The organism is Fluviicola chungangensis (genome assembly GCF_007558725.1).
Lineage (GTDB): Bacteria > Bacteroidota > Bacteroidia > Flavobacteriales_D > Crocinitomicaceae > Fluviicola > Fluviicola chungangensis.
On the sequence record NZ_VLPL01000001.1, the window covers coordinates 1,984 to 25,843 of the forward strand.

Sequence of the window (23,860 nt, forward strand, 5' to 3'; positions counted from 1 at the left end):
CCCCCTTAGTCCCCCTTCAAAGGGGGAGATAGAATAGACCGCCTATCATAACAATAAGAAGTACTGCTATTTAATATTAAGAGATATTCTCAAGTCCTCTCCCCTTGAGGGGAGACCGAGAGGGGTGGCTGAGGATTGAGAGGTGGCCTGAGGAATCGAATAGGGCTGCAGCCGTTTGTGTGGAGGACGCCCACGCTATCCATCCCCCTTAGTCCCCCTTCAAAGGGGGAGATAGAATAGACCGCCTATCATAACAATAAGAAGTACTGCTATTTAATATTAAGAGATATTCTCAAGTCCTCTCCCCTTGAGGGGAGACCGAGAGGGGGGGCTGAGGATTGAGAGGTGGCGTGAAGACCGATTAGGGCATTAGCCGGTTGTGCGGAGGACGCCCGCGCTAGCCATCCCCCTTAGTCCCCCTTCAAAGGGGGAATTACTCTCTCTCCTGGAGATTCCCCTCTAAACACCTTCAACGCCACCCATTCGAATACCATCTTTTCCAGAAAGATTTGAAGAGAATCAGTAGTCCGATACCGGCAAATAGGCACGCGATAATCAGATGATATGCGGGAGACTCCAGAAGCCCTGAAGCATCATCAATGAGTTGGGAACAGGCAATAAAACAAACCAGTCCCAGGAATGTTCCACAACCAATGCCAATTAAATACTTGTTTCGGGCATGGCGTTCAGAAAGAAGTCCCTGCTCTTTCAATACGGTATTCCAGGCAATCCAAAACGGAAATTGACTCGGATTAAGTGCGCTTAAACTCAAACCCAGGAAGAATCGGGGAAATTTAGAAGCCAATAGATCTGTTTTTTGAGCCAAAGGAGTTCCGATTTGCTGTATTTGCTGAATCGCCAGGAAAAAGATGAATCCGATCATTAGGTATTGAAGCATTTCCCACAGACGCTTTTTTCGGAATAGGAATAGAAACCATTTTAAACAGCATGCAACGATTGCCACTTCGGCGATAATCACCCCGAAAGAAAATAGCAGGGCATCCGCAACAGATTCTTTTGCCCCGATAGTAAATGCCAGTACATTCAGTACACCGAAAGGCAATGTTCCCATCAGACTGATGAATCCGCCGATGAATCCGATGTGTTTCCAGTTTTTAAAAAATCTCATGCTTTTTTAATTGAATTGAATTGGAAAAACGGTCCAGTTGTTTCATCACTTTTGCGTGGTTTTTAAATAGTTTAATTCCTTCGATGAATGAAATTTTATGTCTTTTTTGCCGGTTAACCGATTTGCTGATCAGGCTCATGGCTTTCCAGTGGCGTATGATTTCCGACCAGGCAAAAAAGAGGCTGTGAGAAGAATCATAGATATGCGTTGGTTCGCTACCGGCTCCGTTCAGTTCCACAATGGCAAATTGTTCGCCCCGGTTCAGTTCTTCCCATGAATTGAAGCGGATATCGAACCGGCCGAAATAAAAATCCGGTAGTTCGGAAGCAAGTTCATTGATGAGATCGGTTAAAGCAGGAGTAATTTGATTGGAACAATCCCGGAAAGCTGATCCCAGCGCATGATTTCCGATTTCACTCAGGATTTCCTGTTCTCCTTTGCCGGGAACTTGGGTGAGTTTTTCAGGGTATGCTTTCTTTAATCGGTTGAATTGGAGAAAATACCTCGGATTTGACCGCAGTAATTCTGCAATGGTACTCGTTCCGTCACCGGTGAGGCAGATGTATTCCTTCAACACAATCCCGGAAATAGTTCCGGATGAATCCAGCGGGTTTTTAATGAAGAAAACACCGATTTCAAGTGGATAAGGAATTTTCTCCTGCACCAGGAAATCGATGGGACAGTGGGCGTGGTATTCGATTAGTTCATCCATCGACTGAATTTGTACCACACCGCGTCCTTTTCCACCGATATCCGGTTTTAAATAGCAAGGGAATTGGATGTCACGGATTTGTTCCCTGATTTGATCCGGAGCTGTCGATTTCAGAATCAAACGTGTTTCGGGGAACCATTTGTGTTGCATTTGATCCTGGATTTTCCATTTGGATTCCAGGGTAAATCCACCGTTCTCAATTCCGGGGTTTGCTGCGATGAAAAAAAACGGATCCCTGCGTTTAATCATTAAAAAGAGCAGGTAGGGAAAGACGGGAAGATAAATAATCCCCGAATTCCAATATTCCCAATGCTTTAAACGGATCAGTTGCTGTTTCAGGTAATCTCTCATAGTGTTTTTTTCAATGAAATGGTGTTTGATTGATGCTTTTCAGAAAGCAAATCGTGGTAATAGATCTCAGCGGAAGATTTACGGATATCCAAGATGGATACGGATAATGAGCGCAGGGTTTCCAGGCGATGCATGATAAATCCGTTAACCGGTTCGGCGTGTTTGAATAAAAACGGTTCAATTTCCAGTGCTTTGGAAACCGGGGTCTTCAGGAATTCGTAAAAAAGCAATTCGCGTTTTCTTCTTATTTCGAGTGGATAAAGCGTTGCAGACGACCAGATATGAGGCTGATCGATTGCTACTTCTTTCCAAAACTTGTTTGTTCCGTTCCACCGGCATTCGATCAGTTGACTGGTGCATTTATGAACCAAAGTAAAAGGTTCGATGTCGTTCAAATCCAGGTTTTCCCAGGCGTTTTTAAAGTTCACCTCCTGACTCAATTCAATAACGATCAATCCCCTGCTTTTCCGGTATGAACGTGTATTCGGTAAATGATTGTGAAAGGCACCGTTTAATAAAATTGTCAGGTCTCCCGTTTCATTCATGGTCCACCAGGTCCCGCCGCCTTTCGGATCAATGGGTGCCCAGAAAGCAGCTTGTTTCTCCGTGATTTTTTTTGGAAAATGTGCACGTTCCCGCATGGGATTCTCATCCCGCACAGAACACATGTATGCTCCGGATTCAGAGGGGATATAGATTACTGTGCACATGACTTTATGCGGTGTTGAATCGTGGAATAGGCTACACCGAAATCCGGATCCGTGACATCTTTTTTCAGAATTTGGAGTCCCGTTTTTATGAGGGCCATGTGGTGAATGGTATGTTCCAGGACAAAATGAAGTTCCCGGGCATAATTGCTGTTGATATGCGTGATTTCGCCTGCGTCATTCTGTTCCACAAGTACAAGCTGTTTGTCTGTTCTGGCAATTAAGGAAACCAGTTCGAAGCATAACTTGCCGGCATAATTCAGAGATGTTTCAATTTCCGGATCACGCTTCCTGTTTTCATAATTAATTTCATTCGAAATGTATCCGTTGACCAGGCTTTGAGCAATTTCAATGGTATGGCGAACGTGTTGTCCAATCGTTGCATTTCCCATTTCCTGGATCGGAAGTGTGTAATCGATGGAATCAATTCCTTGTAAAAGAGCAGCAATGGAATGGAGTTGAAAGGATAATTTGGAGATAATTGTTGTCATAGATTTAAAATTGATAACTGATTTCCGGACCTACTACAAACCGACGTGTTAATCCATCGGGGCGAACTTCTCTTACAATTACCGGAAAACCTGCTGTAATGGAAGCTCTTAAACTTTTAGTGATCTTATAAGCGGCCGTTGCAATGAGATTTAGCGTAAGCCCGTCTGAACCCGTGATCGGGATAGTGGAATGGCTTTGATCCAGGTAACTGTCTTTGGCCAGATGGTAAATGGCAAGTGCGCCGGGTATGAGATTCAATCGTTTACCTGTTTTCCAGTTGTATTCCAATTTAAAAAGGAGGTCCGAAGCTCTTTTAAAACCATTGGTAGCCGGGTATCGATCTGCATATTCCGGATTTGATTTCTCCGGAAGATAGGTATTGGCACTCCGGGTTCCGGTGGATGAATACAGATTTACAAGCGGCGCTTGCAGTCCAAAGGCTGCTTTAAACTCATAGAGTTTCAGACCAATTCCGGCTATGAGGTCCAGGGTCCCGAGACTGCTTTGATAAGTCATAGGAAGCGCACTGCCGTTTTGAGTCAGGTTGCTGTTGCTCAATGGAATTTTTGCTCCCAGCGTAAAACTTACCCTGCATTTCTGCTGCGACGGAATGAGGTAAGAACAACTTTGAATGACATCACCAAGTCCAAAGGCTTTTCCTAAATTCCCGTTGGCGTAATTAACAGTGAATTTGGTCTGAATGCTCCAGGATTGATTGAACTGCCGGTCGTACTGAAGTGCGGGGGTTAGAATAAATGTATTGTCTTCCCCAATTCCGATAGAAGGGATCAGGCTGATTTTGTTTTTGTACGGCGACACATTACTTGAATCTGTTGCTTCACTTTTCAAGGTCCCAACGGAACAAAAGCCGGCATCACTGCATCCTTGAGCAAAGCTTTTGGCGGAGGCAAGAGCAATCATTCCGATACCTGCCAGGATCAGTATATTCGTGCGCTTCCCCAGTATGGATTTGACTAGTTTCAAGGTAGGTTTGAAGCTTAAATAAAAACAACAAAGCCAGGCAATCAACGCCAGAAAAAAAAGCATTCCACCATCCCCGTTGCTTTCAATTCCGATTATTGTGAGGTGAAAGAAAATGGCACCGCTCATTAAACCGATTCCGATAAAGGCACCTATAAATCTCGTTTTTGGAATTACCAGCAAGAACGATGCAATGAGTTCCAGTATTCCAATGAGAATTCGGCCGTATGGTTCCATGTTTAATTTTTCGAATAGGATCACGGATTCGCTTTGAGCGGTAAATTTGAAATAAAGCGTTTGCGCCATGATTGCAGCAGCTAACCAGGCAGCGATATATGGAAGATACTTTTTCATGGTTTTTCCTTATAAAAAGTTGCCCAGTTGGCATCAGCTTTATTTTTCAGCATTTTTTCCTTCAGGTTCCAGTCTTCAAGGGTATTGGTAAAGTAGAAGTCGTAAAACAAATAGAGCTTATTGTCAGTGATTTTATAGGTTTTCGGATTCACTTCTACTTTGGTGCCATTGTTTCCCATTGCGTATGCGCACCAACCACCGTATTGCGGTTCGTATTTCTTTGGATTTTTTTCGAAAGCACGTTTGTTTTCAATGCTTGCAAACCGGTAGGTGACTTCTTCGAAAATGAAACTGTATTCCTTTTTCCCGGGAAGTGGTTTTCCATTGAAATAACTTACCGGGTCATATCCCTGAATAGCCAGGCCATGTTCCAGGTTGAATTGTGATTTCCGATTGGAAGATTGAGCGATTGAATGATTTCCTAAAAGGATAAGTGCTGTAAAAAGAAGTGCTTTCATGTTGTTATAATTGAATTTTTTGAGAATAAAGAATGGTTGCTTGTTGATGGATTTGAAGGAAGTAAATTCCATGGTTAAGGGATTCAGTAGTGAAAGTTTCCATTTTTCCGGAGAAAGATTTCCGGAGGATTTGTTTTCCCTGAATATCTGTTAGCACGACAGTGGTATTGGAATCACTGAAATCAACCGAAGATTGAATGGTTATTTGCGTGTAATGTTGATTTACAGTGAAGGTTTTGTTTGAATCCTGAATGCCCAAAGCGTTTTCGCATGTTTGTATATGCGCATATAATTGATCGGTTGTTTTTTTACCGATTTCGGTAATGGTGCGATCGGGACAAATGGCATAGATCAAGGGATAATAATTCACCGCAAAGTCTGAGATAATGGCTGTTCTTGCTGTTCCTTCCGGATTGATTTGCGGATAGTTGGTTCCGGCTACCCAATTTCCTTGCGTAACACCGCTGATTCCATAAAATTCATTGGTCCCGTTGTTGGGATCGAGTTCGATTGCAAATACAAAAACGTCGTTTGTATTGGTATTGGGACCATAGGTAGTGTAAAGGTCCGCTAAAGCGTGTGTATTATGATAATTCCAGCAAGTCGGGCAATGACAGGCAAAAAAATCGAGATAAACAGTTTTTCCATCATCCAGGTAATCATACAAGGTATGCGTGGTTCCGTTGATATCGGTCAATGTGAAGTTTGGGGCCGTGCTTCCGTTTTGAAGTTGTCCGTAACTACCGGATGAAGCAACCAGTCCGAAGGAAAACAAGAGGTAATTCAGTGTTTTTTTCATGTTCAGTCATTTAATATGAAAGAACAGACGGGCTGGTTTTTGATTCCTTACAAGAAAAAGAAACTTTTTTAAAAAAAGAGAAGATTTAAAAGGTGAAAGGCTTTGTTTACGGTGAGATTATCCTTTGTTCTTTTGTGCCAAAGCTTGTTGAATTTGCTCCTGAAGCTTCTTTTTTTCTGAATTCTCCAACGAATAATTTGAAAAGGTTCCAAGTTCTTTTAGCTTTTTAGCCATAAGCAGCGTTTGTTTTTTGAATCGTTTGCATGGCGGGCAAACACTCAGGTGATACCACAACCTGATCCGTAAGAGCATAGAAAGTTTCTTTTCCTTACTTAATTCAGTTAGGAAAGTAGCCTCCTTGCAGTTGAGGTTCCATTTTGACTTTGTTGTAATTTTATCTGCTTTCATTTAACCATTTATGTTCGAGACAAGCGCGCATGAGCAGTTTGGCCCGATGGATAATAATCCAATAATTAGACGGACTGATTTCAAATTCCTTACAAATAGTTTCAGAATCATCTTCGTGAATAAACTTGGCTATAAAAACGGGTTTTAGTTTAGGTGATAACTGTTTCAAACAATATTCCAATGCCAATTGAAATTCACCGTTTGTAATGAGATAATCTGTGAATTGTTCGTTTTTAACAGGTGAAGTCTTTTCTTTCCAATGGTAATCAGAAAGATAAGAAGGTTCAAAAAATGCCTGGTAGAATTGTTCATCAGAAGATTCCAGGTAGTGCCTCAGGTTTTTTAAACGGGTACTGGATTTTCGGTAATGATCAATTATTTTATTGTTTAAAATGCGTGTAAGCCATGTTTTTTCGGAGCTTTCTCCCCGAAATTTTTCCAGGTTTTGGAGTGCGGACAAAAAAGTTTCACTTACCAGATCCTTTGCCAGTTCTTTATCATTCAGCTGAATGCATGCGATAGAATAGAGGTAATCCGCAAAGCGCTCTACCCATAATGCAGGTTCTGTATTTTTATTGGAACTCATCAGCCGGCTAATATAATGATTAAAGAAGATGAATCATCCTCTGAATGCTTTCAGTGCCTCCAATTCAAATACAATCTTCTCCAAATCAACCTGGATGGCCTGGAACTGCTCGTTTTCTTCGAAAACCGGATTCTGAATCACGGTTTTTACCGGTTTGAAATCCATTTCTTTTTGTTGCTGAATGAACCGGTAAAAAATAATCTGGATGGCTTCCATATATTCGTTCAGTACTTGCTCCAGTTTACCGGATGTTTCCTTTTCCAAAGCAAAAGCCAGGCTGGTAATTTCCCTGGAAATGCGGATATTGGAACCTACTTTGGCAAAATGTATGTCGATCTGCCGCTGATGCGCCTGCGGCTCTTCATACATGCGCTGAATGCATGCAAAAAGATTGTTGTTTGCGGCCTCACTGAGTCTTCTGCTTTTGTGCCAGGTAATCCCGGGTGGAAGTTTTTTTTGGTAACTCAAAATCACTTGGTTTAGAAAGAACAGGTTTTGATTCAAAGAGCTATTCAACAAAGCCGGGAAGCGCTGTTTTTCCCAAATAGGCCAGAATGCGAAGCTGATAACTATGGCGAGGGCGGAACCGATCAGGGTGGAAAGGACTCTCCACCAGATTAGTTCCCACGAACCCTGTTTGGAAAGCTGCATCATTACCACCAGCATGATGGTTACGAAGAATACACCGACTTTGTAATTGTTCCGCAAGTAATAGGCTACGAAGAAGGAAATAAAGATGAGGATCACGACAAATGTTTCGTGTTTGATCGGTAGGAGCATAATGGTCCCGCCGACCAGGATTCCGGCAATGGTACCGATGATCCGTTCAAATCCTTTTTTGCGTGTCGCACCGTAATAAGGCTGAATCACAATAAGCAGGGTCAGGGCAATCCAGTGACCATGGTCAATTTTGAAGAATTTGAAAATGAAAACAGAAAGCGCCAATCCCAACCCGACTCGCAAGGCATATTTGAATTGCTGTGAATCAAAGTTGAAAATTTCGCGAACTACCTGGAATAACACACGCGGTTGCAATCCGGCAATAAAATGATTGAAGGACAGTTTGTAGTTCTCAAAATAATTACTGCGCTTGAAACTCAGTTTTTGGTCCATCAGCCGGATCGTATTTTCCATGAACTGCTGACATTGGTTCAGGCTCACAATGAATTGGTTCAGAATTAATTTGTGATCTTCCGATAATTCCTGGTGCTGCAAATTTTTCTTCAGAATTCCGGCCGCAATCTCAAAACGTTTGATACGCACTTTTGCCATGGTCAAATCTTCTCCCCTGAAAGTGAAAATGACAATGGATAACCGGGCAGAAGCTTGGGATAGCGCCGAAAGGGTTTTGTAGAAAATGGATTGGTTTTGCAATAAAACGGGTTCGTTTTTAATGGATTCCAATTCTTCGTGCAGTAATTTGATACTTGCTCCGAAATAAGCAGCTGATTTTCGGATCTCGATCATTTGGTCGTAGTGTTCTGCCTGGAAACGGGAATCCTCGCTTCTCCGGTTGAATAATTCAATGGATTTATCAACCGCACTGCGGATTTCAATTTCTTTGGCCGTTATTTTTAGGAGATCTGCCTTTGCTGCGGGTTTTAAAAATTGTTCAATCAAAGCATCCAGGTAATCGGTGTTCCGTTTCCAGATGGTTGCTACCGATCGTCTTAAGGGGTTGGACGCTGAAAACGGGAAAGAAAGAAAAATGATCGCGATTGCCCAGACAGCTCCAAACAGGATGTATTTTCCATAAACCAGTGATTCGGTGAAACTGGTAGGATTGGAAATTCCAAAGAGGTAAAAGAACCCGACTCCGACACCGATGGTAGACCCGTAATCGCTCCAGTTCCGGATTAAAGCGGCAAAAACTCCAATTACCAGCATACCGATTACAGATAATGCGACAGAATTCCCAATGTTCATTCCCAGGATTGCGGCAATCAGGATCAGGAATGCTTCCACCATCTGGATCAGCATTTTTTTATAATGCGATCCTCTGTAATCAATTAGTGTGAGCATATAAGCGGAGAAAGCGGCCCAAATGATGTGATAGGAAAAACCACTGAAAAGCGGGAAAACAATTAAGGGAACGTTTAAAGCCAGAACCACCCGGATGGACCAACTGATTGTGGGTTCCAAATATTCCTGCTGAAGAATGGTATTAAACTGCTTAATCGGTTGAAACCGCATACGGAGTGAATTTCCTAACAAAGATAGTCACTCGGGATCGAAAGAACTAATCTTCGAAAGGAGGAGCGATCAAAGAATGTTAAAATGGTTTGATTTGGAAAAAGAGGTATCGGGTTCAAGGGGATTAAAAGTTGTTTCCCGATTGAAATCACCCGCTTATGAGTTACAATCTGGCAATTTTAATGATTTCGGAAGTGTTTTTACCCTCTACCAGGCAAACATACAAACCTACCGGAAGCTGACGGATTTCCAAAAAGCCTGCATCGTTTGTCTTTAGAGCCTGAACGAGCAGACCGCCAACTGAAAAAACGGAAACTTTTGCATTGGGTTCTGATATCAGGTTGAAATAGTCTTTACTTGGATTGGGGAACAGTTGACTTTCCTGAATAGTTGATACCGGCACGTTCATTTTATAGAACTCGGAAGTCCTGGTGAGATTGTCTTTTAAACCGCTTCCGATGTAGAAATTCCCGTTCAAAGCGAATCCTTTGGCTCCTTTTATTCCACTTACAGGGAGTGGATCCACTGCTTTCCATGTTTTTGTGTGGTCGAGGATGTAGCAATCATTGTGGAATATACTGTTCTGGTCCATTCCGGCAGAGATCAAAGCGCTGAAGTCTGTGCTGATGGCCGTTCCATAAGAACGCAAACCCGCAGGAAGGGGAGAAATGGCACTCCAGGCATCTGTTCCGGGATTGTATGAAAACCAGGCGTTTGAATAGGTAATCGGGTTGATATCGAATCCTTCACCAAAAATTCCTTCATTCAATAATTGAAATCCCAAAACGCTGCGATTCGATCCTCCCGGGTAATCCGCAATCCGGGACCAGGAATCCAGACCGACGTTGTATTTCCAAAAATCTGCAAGTGTGGAATCAGCAGTCGTTCCCATTCCGAAATAGCCGGTTTCTTGTATTTGAAGTGCGGTTGCGTGCCAGCGTGCCAATCCGGGAAAATCATTCAACTGGGACCAGGAATCGGTAAATCCGTCGTATTGCCATACGTCCTTCAAAGCCTGCCCGGATTCCGAGTACCCGCCAACCAGGTATGCATTATGCTGTAATGTAAAAACGGCAGAATATTGCCTGGCGGTTCCGGGAAAACTTGCTTTTTCATTCCAGGAATTGGTATTCGGGTCGTATTGGAATAATTTATTGCTTTCATTGAAGGAGCCGAGGTATCCTGTCACAATATAGCCGAACCCGTTGAGGGAAAAACAAATTCCATCATCCCGTCCAGCTGTTGGAACAGAACTAACCGAAGTCCAGGTTTGAGCGTGGATAGTGGCGGTAAAGCATAAGAACAGGATAAATATTCCCTTCATGATAACGTGTTTGTTTGACTAACGCAGAATTTGGGAAAATCGTTTGTGCTGACAGAAATAATTATAAATGATCAATTATGAATTATCAAGAAAGGAATCTCTCTTGATAATTATTTTATTCATAATTGATAATTGGTTTCTGCAACTGCCCGTTGGATCAATTTTCCAACTTCATGGATTTGTTCTTCCGTGATATTTAGAGGAGGAGAAAGACGAAAGCTGTATGGATGGGAGAGGAACCAAAAACTGATGACTCCCAATTCAAGCAAACGATCCACTACTTTTGCCACACGTTCATCGCTTTCCATGTCGCAGGCAAACATCATTCCCTCGCGTCGAATCTCGAAGATTTCGTCGATTTCCTCTAAATAGCTTTCCAGCAAAGCACCTAATCTTTCTACTTCATTAAAGTCGATTTCTGTATCGAAAACTTCTAAAGTTCCCCAGGCTGCGGCATTGATGACAGGATTTCCGCCAAAAGTGGTAATGTGTCCGAGCATCGGCGAATGGCTGAGTTGGTTCATGTATGCGTATTTCGAGATAAATGCCCCGATAGGCAAACCTCCGCCAAGTGCTTTTCCCAAAGTGAGTACATCCGGAACAACTCCACTGTGCTCGAAAGCAAACATTTTTCCGGTTCTTCCCATTCCGCATTGAATTTCATCGAAGATGAGCAAAGTCCCGACTTCATCACAGCGTTTGCGCAAGGCTTTCAAAAATTCATCTGATGCTTTTCTTACACCGGCATCGCCCTGAACGGTTTCCAGGATCACTCCGGCGGTTCGCTCTGTAATGCGCTGTAAATCCTCCATTATATTCAGTCGAATGAAATCGACATCAGGTAAGAGCGGACGAAAAGGAGTCTTTTTGATCTCATTGGCTGAAACACTCAAGGAACCATGCGTATTCCCGTGATAAGAACCCTTAAAAGCGATTAGCTGTGAGCGGCCGGTTACCCGTTTTACCAGTTTGAGTGCTGCCTCATTGGCTTCTGTCCCGGAATTTACCGGATAGACGCAATCCAATTCTTCCGGAAGGAATTTACGCAGTAAACGTGCCATTTCCAGGGAGGAATCCTGGATAAATTCTCCGTAAACCATCACATGCAGGTATTTGTCCAGCTGTTCGCGTATGCGTTTGATGACCTGTGGGTGGCGATTTCCGATATTGCTTACGGATACGCCTGAGATCATATCGGTATAACGTTTCCCGGATTTATCGTAAATGAAAATCCCTTCCGCCGATTTAACGTCAATTAAATAGGGGAAGGGATTTGTTTGTCCCAAATGGGTTAAAAAATCTTCTTTACGGCTTGTTTCCATGCGGTCTTCTGTCGTTTGGAGGTCCCTCCCTGCGATCTTTGAGCCGCTCCAGGAGAACCCGTCTGAATTCATGTTCCAAACTTAAGAGTTTTAAGGTTCTTTTTTCGCCGATGAGCTTAATAAATTTTTCGCTGTATTCTTTTTTGAGATCCAATTCTTTTTGGTCGTTTTCAAAAAGCGTATTCAGCTTTTTTTTGGCATCGTCGTTGGAGATTTTATCTTCCGACTCCCTTAGTTCCTGGTTGATTTTGCGGACACTTTGGCGGATTTCTTTCATTTTTTCCTCCATTTCATTGTAAACGGGCCAGAATTTTTCCGCTTCACCGGCTGTCAGGCTCAGTTCTTTGGTAATAAAGCCCACTTTCAGTGCTTCAATTTTATCGTCCTTTTCTTTGTCATCACCAGGTCCCTGGGCAAAGGAATTTGCCGTAAGCAGGATCGGGAGGAGGATGAATGCGAGTTGTTGTATTGTTTTCATTTTTTTCATTTTTAAATCTGCACTAATGTTAGCTTTCGATGAGCAGGTATTCGTCTAATTCACCGGATTCATTGTTCAGGTAATCCAGAATCTCCTCGTCTTCAATATGCTCCAATAAAGGCGATGTGTAAGAGTGGCTTCCGTTGTTTTCTTCGAGGAAAGCGTTTTTATCCTTTCCAGGATCCTCAGAAGCTGCAATAGCGTCAGTGCTTAAATGAACCGCAATCGTTTCTGCATCCAAATCCTCGATGTTTTCGTTGAGGTAATCATAGATTTCTTCATTGCTTACGGAAGACAAGTTGATGGGTTCCGATGACGACGTACCTGTATTGTTCCAGGGAAATAGAAGGATGAACACAAGAATTGCTGCAGCAGATCCCCAAACGTACCAGCGACGATACATGGAAATAATTCCCGGTGCACCTTTCTTTTTCAAACGATGTGTTCCGATTTCAGTCAACAGATTTTTTTTCAGTTCTTCAAAGTAAGCGTCTGAAGGTATTTGAATAGGAATCCGTTCTAAATCATCTACTATATGTTTGTTTTCCTGAATCATAACTCTAAGATTATCACTTTGTTCAATGGTTTAATTTGTTTTTTAAAAATTCCTCAACCTTTCCGACAGCATGGAAGTAATTGGCTTTCAATCCGCCAACCGAACCGCCCGTAAGTTTTGCTATTTCTTCATATTTTAAATCTTCAAAGTATTTATATTCGAATACCATGCGTTGTTTTTCGGGCAATGTTTCAATTGCTTCAAAAAGGAACTGAGAAATTTCCTCGGAAGTGATTTTACCGTAATGTTCCGATTGGTGTGAGAAGGCTACAATGGGGTCGGTAATGTCTAGACTTTTGTGTTTGTTCTCTTTTTTCAGGAAATGGATGGTTTCATTGTAAGCAATCCGGTAGATCCAGGAAAATAAAGCGCTGCTGCCCTGAAATTGCTTCCGGTTATTCCATACTTTTATAAAAACTTCCTGAAGGATGTCGTTGGTTATTTCGTGGTTGTTTATCCACCTGCGAATAGTCGTGTAAAGTCGTTTACTGTGCAGATCTACGATCCAGGTAAACGCTTTGTAAGCGAAATCATCATCCCGATGAAAATAAGAAATGATAGTATTTTCATCGGGAATCTGAGTCATATATTTATTTGCGTTTGATCACTTTTTTAACTGCTTCAACAATGTTCGGAGTATCCAAACCGTATTTCACCATTAACTCATCAGGTGTTCCTGATTCACCGAATGTATCGTTTACTCCGACATATTCCTGTGGTGTTGGTAAATGCCGCGCCAGTACTTGAGCGACGGCATCACCTAAACCTCCATTCAACATGTGTTCTTCTGCAGTAACAACACATTTTGTCTTGTTAATTGAGTCTAGGATTGCTTTTTCGTCCAAAGGTTTAATGGTATGCATATTAATTACTTCGGCACTGATTCCCTGTTCAGCCAATTGCTGTGCAGCTTCGATTGATTTCCATACCAAATGACCGCAGGCAATGATGGTTACATCCGTTCCTTCTATCAACACATCTGCTTTACCGATGGTGAATTTCGCATCCGGTTGAACAAAGATCGGAACAACAGGTCTTCCGAAACGTAGGTAAACAGGTCCTTTATGATCTGCAATGGCCATGGTAGCCTGTTTTGTTTGGTTGAAATCAGCAGGAACGATGACTGTCATATGCGGAAGCATGCGCATCATTCCGATATCTTCCAGGATTTGGTGGGTTGCACCGTCTTCTCCCAGTGTCAGACCTGCATGAGAAGCACAGATTTTTACATTTTTTTGAGAATAAGCGACAGACTGGCGAATCTGATCGTAGACACGCCCTGTAGAGAAATTAGCGAATGTTCCGGTATATGGAATTTTCCCGCCGATTGTCATACCAGCTGCCATTCCAATCATATTCGCCTCTGCAATTCCAGCCTGGAAAAAGCGTTCAGGAAATTCTTTTAGGAATGCGTCCATTTTAAGAGATCCGGTCAGATCGGCGCACAATGCAACCACATCCGGGTTTTGGCGACCTATTTCTAATAACCCTTCACCGAAACCAGATCTGGTATCTTTCTTTCCTAAAATTTCAAATTGCTTCATTGTTATAGATTAATCGAAGTTGTTTTATTGGATTGTATTTTAAATTCCTTTTCTACCGTGTAAGTAGTCGATCTCAATTGTTTTTGTCGGTACACCAGCCGGTATTTCCCCGGCTGAAGATAAATCAACCCTTTTAAATTGACCTGATCCAGGTTACAAACCCAGTCAATCGTGCCGTTATCATTTTCCACAAATATTTGGGCAGCTACCATCTTTGATGTACTATAAGTCAATTGTCCCGGTGCCGGCAGATCAATTGTTTCCGTGCTGCTTTGCGTCACGTTGATGCTGTGATAAATGCGTGGAAGGGTGAGTATTTCCACTTCATAGGTTCCTACAATGTATTTGTCCGTTGATCCGACTAATTGGGTGTTCAGAGTTTGCTGATCCGTTTTTTTGTAAATCCGTGAAATAACCTGGTAAGGACTGGTGGCATTTGTAAAGCGGAGTTTAATAAACCCTTGCGGACAATCAACCGGTATGACATTGTGTGTATTCTTAATAATGGAAATATTGTTTTTGTGAACTTTTGGAATGGTATTGACAACCAGGTCGTATTTGTAGGCAGGATCAATTGTCAGTGTATCCGGATTTCCCTGGCGATCCAATGTGTGAACGAAGGTATACATCAATTCCTTTGTGCCTGCTTTATACAGGAACATGGTTACGTCGGTTTCGTTGGGTACTTTGTGAATGTTATTGAGATTTATTTGCACAGTGGTATTAATCACTGCTTTTGCGACAACAGTTTTAAGAACATTTTTGAAAGACTCCTTTGTTTCCGCTTCCATATAACTTCCGATACATTTGAATTGATCCAGGTAGGAGATGTCCAATCCCAAACCAATTACGAACGGTGTCACTTTAACTCCTTTGTCGTGCAGCTTTTTTGCAATAACGCAGGGGTCATTGTCACAGGCTTCCAATCCGTCGGTGATCAAAATAATAATATTCCGGGCATTGGTGTCGGGAAAATCTGCAGCTGCAGCCTCAAGAGACCGGGCAATCGGAGTGGTGCCTTTGGCAAGAATGGTTTTAATTTTATTGCGGACTTTTGTGAAATTGTCCGGCCCGAAGGGAACCTCCAATTTCGTATCGTTACAATCCTGGTAAGTTGCAGTAATCGGTGACTGATGTCCGTAAACCCGCAAACCAATCTGGAGGTTTGCAGCTCCATTCAAACTGTCGACGGTTTTGATCAGTAGCTCTTTAGCTGCATCTATTCGCGTTTGTGACCCATCCCATTTCGAATTCATTGAATTGGAAGCATCAAGGATAAACAAAATACGGGTCAGTTGTTGTCCATGAACTTTCGAAAAGCTCAAAACAAACAAACAACAAATTACCGCGCAATACCTCATTAATAGTCTCCTAACGTTTCTTCCAATTGAATTAAAGCTTGTTGCAGTTGCTCCACATTCGGAGCTACACCATGCCATTTATGGGATCCAACCATGTAATCAACACCCTGTCCCATTTCAGTTTTCATTATAATAACAATCGGTTTTCCATTCCCGGTCATACTTTTTGCTTTTGAGAGTGTTTCAATCAAATCCGGATAACTGTGCCCATCCATTTCGAGTACTTCCCATCCAAAAGCTTGCCATTTTCCGTTAAGGTCTCCCAAAGAAAGCACATCTTCTACATCGCCGTCGATTTGGCGTCCGTTATAATCGATGGTTGCAATCAAGTTATCAACTTTGTTTGCCGCAGCATACATCGCTGCTTCCCAGATTTGGCCTTCCTGTAATTCACCGTCACCATGCAACGTGTAAACCGTTCTGTTATCGTGATTCAATTTTTTGGTCAGCGCTGCTCCGATCGCATTGGAAAGGCCTTGTCCCAGCGAACCGGAAGCCATACGAACACCCGGGATTTTTTTATCCGTACTCGGATGACCCTGAAGACGTGCATTCAGTTTACGGAAAGTTGCCAATTCTTCAATCGGGAAATAACCTGATCTTGCTAAAACGGAGTACCAAACAGGAGAAATGTGACCGTTCGAAAGGAAGAACAAATCTTCTTCTTTCCCGTCCATCGAAAAGTGGTTTGGATTGTGTTTCATCATTTCGAAGTAGAGAACGGTTAAGAAATCGGCACATCCCAAAGACCCTCCCGGGTGGCCTGAATTTGCACCCGAAACCATTCGAACGATGTCTCTTCGCACTTGAGTTGCAATTGCTTGTAATTGTTGAATTTCCATTATTATTCCTGTTTGGCAATGCAAATCTAAGGTTTATATTGGCTTGCCCTTCGTTTTTTTTTAACTACTTTTAAACCCTCATGCAACTATTTTTTAATATAACAGTCTAGAATTATAAATTGCAAACTATAAACATGAAAAAAATAATGTTTTCCGCAGTTGTTTTTCTTGGTGCAAGTTTGTCTTACGGACAAAACCTGAACAAGGATGCAACGAAGTCCGCCACCACGCAAGGTCCTGTTGTTTCTAAGGAAATGCAAGCTTATGCTGCCAAAAAAGGAACTTATATCATTGCTAAACCGCAAGGGAAAGATTTAACTCCGAATGGGGAAATCAGTCTTGAAAAAGCAAAATTGGTGGATCCTGCGGCTATGGGAATTAAAATTACCGACAGAACACAGTATTATGGAATTACGGGTACGACTGATCTACTAGTGGTTAAATCCACCTGGGTTCTTGATAACGAAATGAAAACGGCGAATAAATGAGAAGAAAATTATTAATAGCGATAGGATCTCTCTTTTTGGGATCGGTTTCATACGGACAAATGACTATGTCTGATCCGGATTACGTTGGAGCAAACCAATTGGATTGTTCGGCATTGGGAGCAGGAGGTGTAAACTTTATTGATATGGCGGGTAACTACTCTGCCAATTTTGATGATACCATTACGTTTTGTCCGGATTTAACTCAAGGAACAAAAGTTTCGATTGCTTTTGCAACCAATATTGGGTATGAATTTGATATTCACCCGACAGATACATTATACATCTATGACGGACCGAATACTTCAGCACCCTTATTGACGGCTGCAAATAGCGGAACGAACCCAACGGGCGGTAACTGGCAAGCGAGTTTTGAGAATAACCCTAGTGGTTGTTTGACAGTGCGATTTAAAACCGATGGGGCTGGTGACGGAACAGGATGGATCGCGAAAGTTGCATGTGGTAACCTGGCTCAGCCATATTATCCGCATTTGGAGGCTTATGTTAACGGAAACCCTCAAAACGTGCTTAACCCGATTGATACCGGTTACGTAAACGTATGTTTGGGTGACAGTATTTTATTTGTTGCAAAACCATTATTTCCGTATTCTTTAGAGTCTACAGGATATGGTTATTCACAAACTTTGACGAATCTCAATTATAACTGGAGTATTTCTACAATCGGACCTTTGGGTGTCAATAATGATTCCGTCTGGTTTGTACCTACAGCACGTCAGGGATATTTTATTGATTTGAAAATGACAGATCAGTTTCCTCAACTAAAGGGAATCACTGCTAAAGTCCGCGTTTCAATCCTTCCTTCGTTTGCTACTGCCGGACCACTGGAGGATACTATTTGTATCGGTACACCGACGATATTGGTTGGTGGTGTGACGGCACAGGATACTGCTGGTGTTGATGTGCCAGGAGGAGAGTTTACTATCGGTGGAAGTTTTGCCGGCTTGACCTTCTTACCTGATGGAACCGGTCAGCTGTATCAAACAACTATTCCTATTTCCGGACTAGGAAACGGAACAGTAACACAACCTTCTGATATTGCTTCTATTTGTTTGGATATTGAGCACTCTTACATCGGCGATATTGAAATTACATTGACTTGTCCGAATGGAACAGAAGTTTCATTGATGAATACATACGGTGGAAACGGTCTGGTTCCAGGAGGATGTTTTGGTGGTGGTATCGGTTTAGGAAGCGATACGGATACAGATGGTGGCGCACCAGGTTCTCCGATTGAGACATACTGTTTTAGCTTTGTGAATCCTGATTTTGGTACAGTTTGTAACAATTTAGGAAATACTTATACGAATCCTTCCGGATACCAGTCCATGATTCCGGGAACATATACCCCGGATGGAGACTTCAATGATTTTATCGGTTGTCCTTTGGATGGAAACTGGACTATTTCTGTTCAGGATAATCAAGGGATTGATGACGGATATATTTTCCAATGGGGAATTGTTTTTGATGCATCTTTATATCCAAACTTTGAAACTTATCAAAATTATTATACGGATGGTTTCTGGAGTCCTTCTCCGAATATTATTTCCGGACAAAACGACACGTTGGTTGTTATTCAAACCAATGCAGCCGGACACAGTTTCTATACCTATAATGTAGTTGATGACTTCGGATGTGAATACGATACAACGTTTGATGTATTCAGCTTGTCGTTACCAAACATTTTCAATGATACGCTTGGATGTGATATGACTTTCCAGGTTGCCGGTACTCAAGCTTATGCAGGCGGAGTATGGAGCGCTGTTCCGAATGGATTGAACTTTAATACTTCTGCGAGTAATAATCCATTAATTACGGCCAACTCAGCGGGAACGTATACCGTCTCGTTTATTGATAACGCGTGTAATGATACCGTCACTTCGACGATCATATTCCCGCCATATCCTCAGATATTCAATGATACACTGCTTTGTGGGGATGAATTCCAGGTAGCCGGTACTCTGGTCTATCCTACGGGAGGAAGCTGGTCGGCGATCTCACCCGAAGTTATTTTCCTTCCGAATAATACAACAACCAACCCGATTATTACAGCAACGACAAGCGGCCAGTATACTGTAACGTTTACGGATAATGTATGTAATAATTCAACATCTTCCCAAGTGACTTTGTTCCTGCTGCCTGAGATCTTCCCTGATACATCGGCATGTAATTTTATTTACAATGTTTCAGGAACAGTTGCTGCCAATGGCGGTGTGTGGTCAAGTGCAGATACGAACATTCACTTTATGCCGAATGCGAATGCAATGAATCCGATCATTACATCCAGTATCCCTGGAACGTTCGAGGTGACTTTTACGGATAACCAGTGTAATACTTCGGTAACATCTCAGATTGAATTCATAAATTATGCATTCGTAAATACGGTTGATACCGTAATTTGTATGGGATCGACTGTTTTAACTTCTTGCGGGGTTTACCCACAAAATGACTCGTATGTCTGGAGTGATGGTACGGTTGGACATGATATTCTTGCCGGACCTGGTGTTTATACCGTTACAGCCACCAACGAATGTAATTCACATTCTGCAACCATGACCATCGGTGGTAAGGTATGTTACATTACTGCTCCGAACATTATTGTTCTTTCGTCTACTTCAGGAAATAATAAATTCTTCCTTTCTTATGACGGAGTACAAGAGTTCCATATCTCTATTGTAAACAGATGGGGTAACCTGATCACCGAATACGATGATCCGGGCGCTGCATGGGACGGAAGAAACTTAAACGGCGAAGTTGTTTCCGAAGGAACTTACTTCTACAACTTTACTGCAAAACTGCAAACAGGCGAAGAAATACAACAACAAGGATTTGTTCAAGTCTTCCACTAATAAATGATGTTAAAAGGCTCTGTGAAAACAGAGCCTTTTTTATTTTTGTACCAATCAAACATTCATTGCACACTGATTTTTTAATTTCATACTAAAACAGATGGAACAACGCATAAGAGTAGGAGTGAACGGTTTTGGACGAATCGGACGTTATTTTAGCAGATTGGCACTAATGAATCCCCGGATTGACTTAGTCGCTGTCAACGATCTGGCCCCAATCGAAACACTTGTTCATTTATTAAAATATGATTCGGTTCACGGAAGAATGCATGACGCATTCGAAATAAAAGGCAACCAATTTATTTTTAACGGTGACCAGCAAGTCACTTTTTTGCAGCATAAGAACCCGGAGGAAATTCCATGGGGCGATTTGGGTGTTGATATTGTCATCGAATCTACCGGATTATTCCTAAGTTCTGAGAAGGCAGGGGTTCATTTAAAGTCGGGAGCGAAACGCGTTATTTTAAGTGCTCCTTCTGTTGGGGACGATATTTTTAACGTGGTGATCGGCGTCAATGATCAGTTGATCACGGATGAGCATAAAATCATCAGTAATGCTTCCTGTACAACAAATTCTGCTGCTCCGTTGGTTGCTGTTCTAAAAGAGTTTTGTGATATTGAAGAAGCGTATATTACTACGATCCATAGTTACACCTCTGATCAACGTTTGCACGACAGTCCACACAAAGATTTGAGAAGAGCACGGGCTGCAGCTCAGAGTATTGTACCGACTTCCACCGGTGCTGCAAAAGCAATTACCCGGATTTTTCCGGAGTTGGAAGGGAAAATGGGAGGTTGTGGAATGCGTGTTCCTGTTCCGGATGGTTCATTGACGGATTTGACAGTGATCGTGAAACAGGATCCGCCTACTGTAGAGAAAATCAATACTGCATTTAAGCAGGCGTCAGAATCTCATTTGAAAGGAATTCTTCGTTATACGGAAGACCCGATCGTTTCAGTAGATATTTTGGGAGATCCCAATTCCTGCATCTTCGATAGTGAATTGACTTCGGTGATTGGAAATATGATCAAAGTAGTAGGTTGGTACGATAACGAAGCCGGTTTCTCCAATCGTTTGATCGATCTGGTGCTGAAAATAGGATGACAAAAAACAAGTAGGCGCACGATTAATCGGGAATTAATCACAATTGACACCCAGACTTAATTTTTACCGCAAATGCGCAAATTTTAGCTCGGCTACCGCACTCGCTTTTGAATCGTGTAAACACATAGTTTTATTAGTCATTGCAAGACGAAGAGGCGACTGGTAAGGGGAGTTGTGTACTTAACACAGGTAACTTATGAAATAGGTTCTTTTTGAAAAATCTTCTCCAAGAATCTAAGTGATAATTTCCCACAGATGCGCTGATTATTTGTGGCGCTTACCAGTCGCCACTTAGGCGAGTGCGGTAGCCGAGCAGTTAATCTGTGCATCTGTGGGAAAGATAAAGAGTGCCTGCCAGCAGGCACTGAAATGATGAAACACCTAGGATATTTTGGCACTACCTGTTTAAAGTATATAATTCCCACTGGTAAGCGCCTCCAATATTTGTGCATTTGTGGTAAAATATAACACAGTTTGTATTATAAAATAGTTTGGGTGCGAATAATACGTATACCCTGATTAATCGCGCGCCTACTTGTTACGCAGTATTATTTTTTACATTTTCAATACCCAAGCTCCCGGAACGGAACTTTGGATACTCGCTGCTTCGGCGGTTGCTTCATTCAGAGTTGCAAACCTTTTTACACTTACACGATACATTCCACCGTTCATTGTGACCGAGGCTTCTGCAAATCCTTTGGATTGAAGTTTTCCTGCCAGCCTGTTGGCATTTGCCTCCGATCCGAAGGAACCTGCAATCACGTGGAAATGTTTTGAACCGTCAAAAGTTGCTGTCGAATGGCTGCTTTGTGTTTTTGTTACCGGTTTCTTATTAACAGTCACCGTTGTTTTGGGTTTTGGAGCCGGAGCAGTTGTTTTATTTGATTCGTTTACAGTCTCTTCAGGAAGTTTATCTTCCACCACTTGTACTTCATCTTCCGGGACCGGCTCCGATGCTGTTTCGGAATTGATGTTAACATCCGGCTCGTCTTCCAGTTGCTTTACATCTTCACTGCCTTTCGCCGCATCGTCATTTTCTCCTGCCAGATCAGCCAAAATAGGGAAGTCTTTTTTCAGGGTATCAAATTTGATGGCAATGAAAGTCCCTGAGCCTAAGATAAGTACCAGGAATCCCCACAAAATATAGGATAGGACCGAGCTCTTTTTCTTTTCCTTCGGAGCTTTCGGTTCTTTGACCGGTTTTTCTTTCTTTACCGGCTCTTTTTGCTGTGCAGCCGGTTTTGGTTGTGCTTTCGGTACTTCTGCAGGTTTGGATTCTTTTTTGGGTTCTTCCATTACCGGAGGAACTTCTGCTTTTTTCTTTGTCTCTTCTTTTATAGGTACAGGCTCGGTTTTCGGTGTTTTCTGTTCTTCAACGATCGCAGGAACTGCTTTTTCCTCCTTTGGTTCTTCCTTTTTAGGAGGTTCAGCCGCTTTTGGAGTTTCTGCTACCGGAGGTGTTTCTACCTTGGGTGTCTCTGCTATTTTCTCTTGGGGAGGTGCGGTTTCTGACTTTGAAAGCGGCGCTTTTCCCTGTTCACCGGAGTTCGGTGTCCATGCTTCAAAAGCAATTTCCCCGTCGACTTTTACAAAGCGACCGAACTGGTACATATCGTATGAATTCCCTTTGTCCAATTCAATAGTTACTTCACGAACAAATTTGGAAATCAGGTTCGACGCATCGTTCAAGTCCATGTTTTCCTTACTTGCAATGTGTTTGGCTAATGTGCCATCATCAAATTTTAAATAAGGCATAAACAGAATTTCCCCGGTCGATTCATTGGTAACGGTTAACGCTCCAAGACCCGGAATAATCAATGTTTTGACTTCTTTTAATAGTTGCAGTAAGTAATTGTTCATGATGTGAAGTTTTGTTCTAATTTACAATTTTATCCAAATATGGATGAAAAAGTCATGCGATCTTTTAAGCGCACGCCCTTTTCCGTTTGTTCTACCGTGCAGCACTCATTGATGCAGTCGTGCTCTAAAAATAACACAAACTCCTGATTCGCTGCCTTTTCCAGGAATGTTCCTTTTTCGTTCAGGGTAATCAAAGGTCTTGTATCGTATCCCATCACATAGGGAAGAGGAACATGTCCGGTACTTGGCAACAAATCGGCCATGAATACCAAGGTTTTATCCTGGTAATGAATATGCGGAATCATCATACTTTCTGTGTGGCCGTCTACGAACAAGACATCAAAATTGTTAAATACCGATTCCGCGTAATTTCCGGTTCGTTCGATGAACTTCAATTGACCACTTTCCTGTAATGGAAGGATATTTTCACTTAAAAAAGATGCTTTTTCACGGGCATTGGGTTCCGTTGCCCATTTCCAGTGGTTTTCGGTGCTCCAATAAATGGCGTTTTTGAAAACAGTTTCCAGTTTTGTCTTGTCCGAATTCCATTTAACGGCGCCACCACAATGGTCGAAATGCAAATGGGAAAGGAAAACATCCGTGATCTGGTCCAGTCCGAATCCCAGCTTGTTCAGGCTTTGCTCCAATGTTTTGGTATCGGCTAAATAGTAATGGGAAAAGAATTTTTCAGATTGTTTGTCTCCGATACCGGTATCAATCAAGATCAGTCGATTTCCATCTTCGATCAATAAACAACGCATTGACCAGGTACATAAGTTATTTTCGTCTGCGGGATTTGTTTTGGACCAAAGGGTTTTAGGAACAACTCCGAACATTGCGCCGCCATCTAATTTAAATGTGCCGGTTTCAATTGGGTAAATTTTCATCTTTTTGTATTTCAGTGCATGCGATCTACGTCTTACAGCGAACTAAAAATAGAAAATTC

23 protein-coding genes are annotated in these 23,860 nt (G+C 42.2%); 3 read left to right on the forward strand and 20 right to left on the reverse strand.

Going from position 1 to position 23,860, the window contains the following annotated elements; all coding sequences use genetic code 11:
* Positions 1-469 precede the first annotated feature (469 nt).
* The 18 genes from FO442_RS00015 to FO442_RS00100 all read right to left on the reverse strand — a co-directional run bounded on the left by FO442_RS00015 (position 470) and on the right by FO442_RS00100 (position 16,600).
* Positions 470-1,129, reverse strand: a complete 660-nt coding sequence (locus tag FO442_RS00015) for a LysE family transporter (RefSeq protein ID WP_144331083.1) — start codon at positions 1,127-1,129, stop codon at positions 470-472.
* On the reverse strand, positions 1,116-2,192 hold the full coding sequence (locus FO442_RS00020) for an ATP-grasp domain-containing protein (RefSeq protein WP_144331084.1): 1,077 nt from the start codon (positions 2,190-2,192) through the stop codon (positions 1,116-1,118). Before FO442_RS00020 ends, FO442_RS00015 begins: the two co-directional genes overlap by 14 nt.
* On the reverse strand, positions 2,189-2,902 hold the full coding sequence (locus FO442_RS00025) for an NRDE family protein (protein WP_144331085.1): 714 nt from the start codon (positions 2,900-2,902) through the stop codon (positions 2,189-2,191). The genes FO442_RS00020 and FO442_RS00025 overlap by 4 nt, the downstream gene beginning before the upstream one ends.
* Positions 2,890-3,390, reverse strand: a complete 501-nt coding sequence (locus FO442_RS00030; protein ID WP_144331086.1) for a DinB family protein — start codon at positions 3,388-3,390, stop codon at positions 2,890-2,892. Before FO442_RS00030 ends, FO442_RS00025 begins: the two co-directional genes overlap by 13 nt.
* Before the next feature lie 4 nt (positions 3,391-3,394).
* A complete protein-coding gene (locus FO442_RS00035) occupies positions 3,395-4,726 on the reverse strand; it encodes a DoxX family protein (RefSeq protein ID WP_144331087.1) in 1,332 nt (443 codons plus the stop codon).
* Positions 4,723-5,184 (reverse strand): YHS domain-containing (seleno)protein, encoded by a 462-nt coding sequence (locus FO442_RS00040; protein ID WP_144331088.1) that lies wholly within the window; start codon positions 5,182-5,184, stop codon positions 4,723-4,725. Before FO442_RS00040 ends, FO442_RS00035 begins: the two co-directional genes overlap by 4 nt.
* 4 nt (positions 5,185-5,188) lie before the next feature.
* On the reverse strand, positions 5,189-5,983 hold the full coding sequence (locus FO442_RS00045) for a redoxin family protein (RefSeq protein WP_144331089.1): 795 nt from the start codon (positions 5,981-5,983) through the stop codon (positions 5,189-5,191).
* A 117-nt stretch (positions 5,984-6,100) separates the two neighbouring features.
* Positions 6,101-6,391, reverse strand: coding sequence for an IDEAL domain-containing protein (locus tag FO442_RS00050; protein ID WP_144331090.1), 291 nt, complete (start codon positions 6,389-6,391; stop codon positions 6,101-6,103).
* A complete protein-coding gene (locus FO442_RS00055) occupies positions 6,378-6,977 on the reverse strand; it encodes a sigma-70 family RNA polymerase sigma factor (protein WP_144331091.1) in 600 nt (199 codons plus the stop codon). Before FO442_RS00055 ends, FO442_RS00050 begins: the two co-directional genes overlap by 14 nt.
* Positions 6,978-7,010: 33 nt before the next feature.
* Positions 7,011-9,170 (reverse strand): FUSC family protein, encoded by a 2,160-nt coding sequence (locus FO442_RS00060; RefSeq protein WP_144331092.1) that lies wholly within the window; start codon positions 9,168-9,170, stop codon positions 7,011-7,013.
* Between the two features lie 163 nt (positions 9,171-9,333).
* Positions 9,334-10,494 (reverse strand): T9SS type A sorting domain-containing protein, encoded by a 1,161-nt coding sequence (locus tag FO442_RS00065; protein WP_144331093.1) that lies wholly within the window; start codon positions 10,492-10,494, stop codon positions 9,334-9,336.
* A 119-nt stretch (positions 10,495-10,613) separates the two neighbouring features.
* Entirely contained in the window at positions 10,614-11,888 is a 1,275-nt protein-coding gene (locus FO442_RS00070) for an aspartate aminotransferase family protein (RefSeq protein ID WP_342777649.1), read from the reverse strand.
* Complete coding sequence (locus tag FO442_RS00075) at positions 11,800-12,294, reverse strand: hypothetical protein (protein ID WP_144331095.1); 495 nt, start codon at positions 12,292-12,294, stop codon at positions 11,800-11,802. The genes FO442_RS00070 and FO442_RS00075 overlap by 89 nt, the downstream gene beginning before the upstream one ends.
* Before the next feature lie 28 nt (positions 12,295-12,322).
* Entirely contained in the window at positions 12,323-12,850 is a 528-nt protein-coding gene (locus tag FO442_RS00080) for a hypothetical protein (protein ID WP_144331096.1), read from the reverse strand.
* Between the two features lie 22 nt (positions 12,851-12,872).
* Positions 12,873-13,436 (reverse strand): RNA polymerase sigma factor, encoded by a 564-nt coding sequence (locus FO442_RS00085; RefSeq protein WP_144331097.1) that lies wholly within the window; start codon positions 13,434-13,436, stop codon positions 12,873-12,875.
* Between the two features lie 4 nt (positions 13,437-13,440).
* Entirely contained in the window at positions 13,441-14,394 is a 954-nt protein-coding gene (locus FO442_RS00090; protein WP_144331098.1) for a transketolase family protein, read from the reverse strand.
* A 2-nt stretch (positions 14,395-14,396) separates the two neighbouring features.
* Positions 14,397-15,719, reverse strand: a complete 1,323-nt coding sequence (locus FO442_RS00095) for a vWA domain-containing protein (RefSeq protein ID WP_186279783.1) — start codon at positions 15,717-15,719, stop codon at positions 14,397-14,399.
* A 35-nt stretch (positions 15,720-15,754) separates the two neighbouring features.
* A complete protein-coding gene (locus FO442_RS00100; RefSeq protein WP_425459995.1) occupies positions 15,755-16,600 on the reverse strand; it encodes a transketolase in 846 nt (281 codons plus the stop codon).
* A 131-nt stretch (positions 16,601-16,731) separates the two neighbouring features.
* Between FO442_RS00100 and FO442_RS00105 the strand changes: the two genes are divergently transcribed.
* The 3 genes from FO442_RS00105 to gap all read left to right on the forward strand — a co-directional run bounded on the left by FO442_RS00105 (position 16,732) and on the right by gap (position 21,054).
* Positions 16,732-17,085, forward strand: coding sequence for a hypothetical protein (locus FO442_RS00105; RefSeq protein WP_144331100.1), 354 nt, complete (start codon positions 16,732-16,734; stop codon positions 17,083-17,085).
* Positions 17,082-19,949 carry a proprotein convertase P-domain-containing protein gene (locus FO442_RS00110; protein ID WP_144331101.1) on the forward strand — a complete coding sequence of 956 codons (2,868 nt, stop codon included), beginning with the start codon at positions 17,082-17,084 and terminating at the stop codon, positions 19,947-19,949. Before FO442_RS00105 ends, FO442_RS00110 begins: the two co-directional genes overlap by 4 nt.
* A gap of 100 nt (positions 19,950-20,049) precedes the next feature.
* Entirely contained in the window at positions 20,050-21,054 is a 1,005-nt protein-coding gene (gene gap / locus FO442_RS00115) for a type I glyceraldehyde-3-phosphate dehydrogenase (RefSeq protein WP_144331102.1), read from the forward strand.
* Between the two features lie 555 nt (positions 21,055-21,609).
* Here the strand turns inward: gap and FO442_RS00120 are convergent.
* The gene (locus tag FO442_RS00120; protein WP_144331103.1) at positions 21,610-22,914 is read right to left on the reverse strand and encodes an SPOR domain-containing protein; all 1,305 of its coding nucleotides are present in this window, start codon (positions 22,912-22,914) and stop codon (positions 21,610-21,612) included.
* A 29-nt stretch (positions 22,915-22,943) separates the two neighbouring features.
* Positions 22,944-23,801 carry an MBL fold metallo-hydrolase gene (locus FO442_RS00125; protein ID WP_144331104.1) on the reverse strand — a complete coding sequence of 286 codons (858 nt, stop codon included), beginning with the start codon at positions 23,799-23,801 and terminating at the stop codon, positions 22,944-22,946.
* Positions 23,802-23,860: the final 59 nt, after the last annotated feature.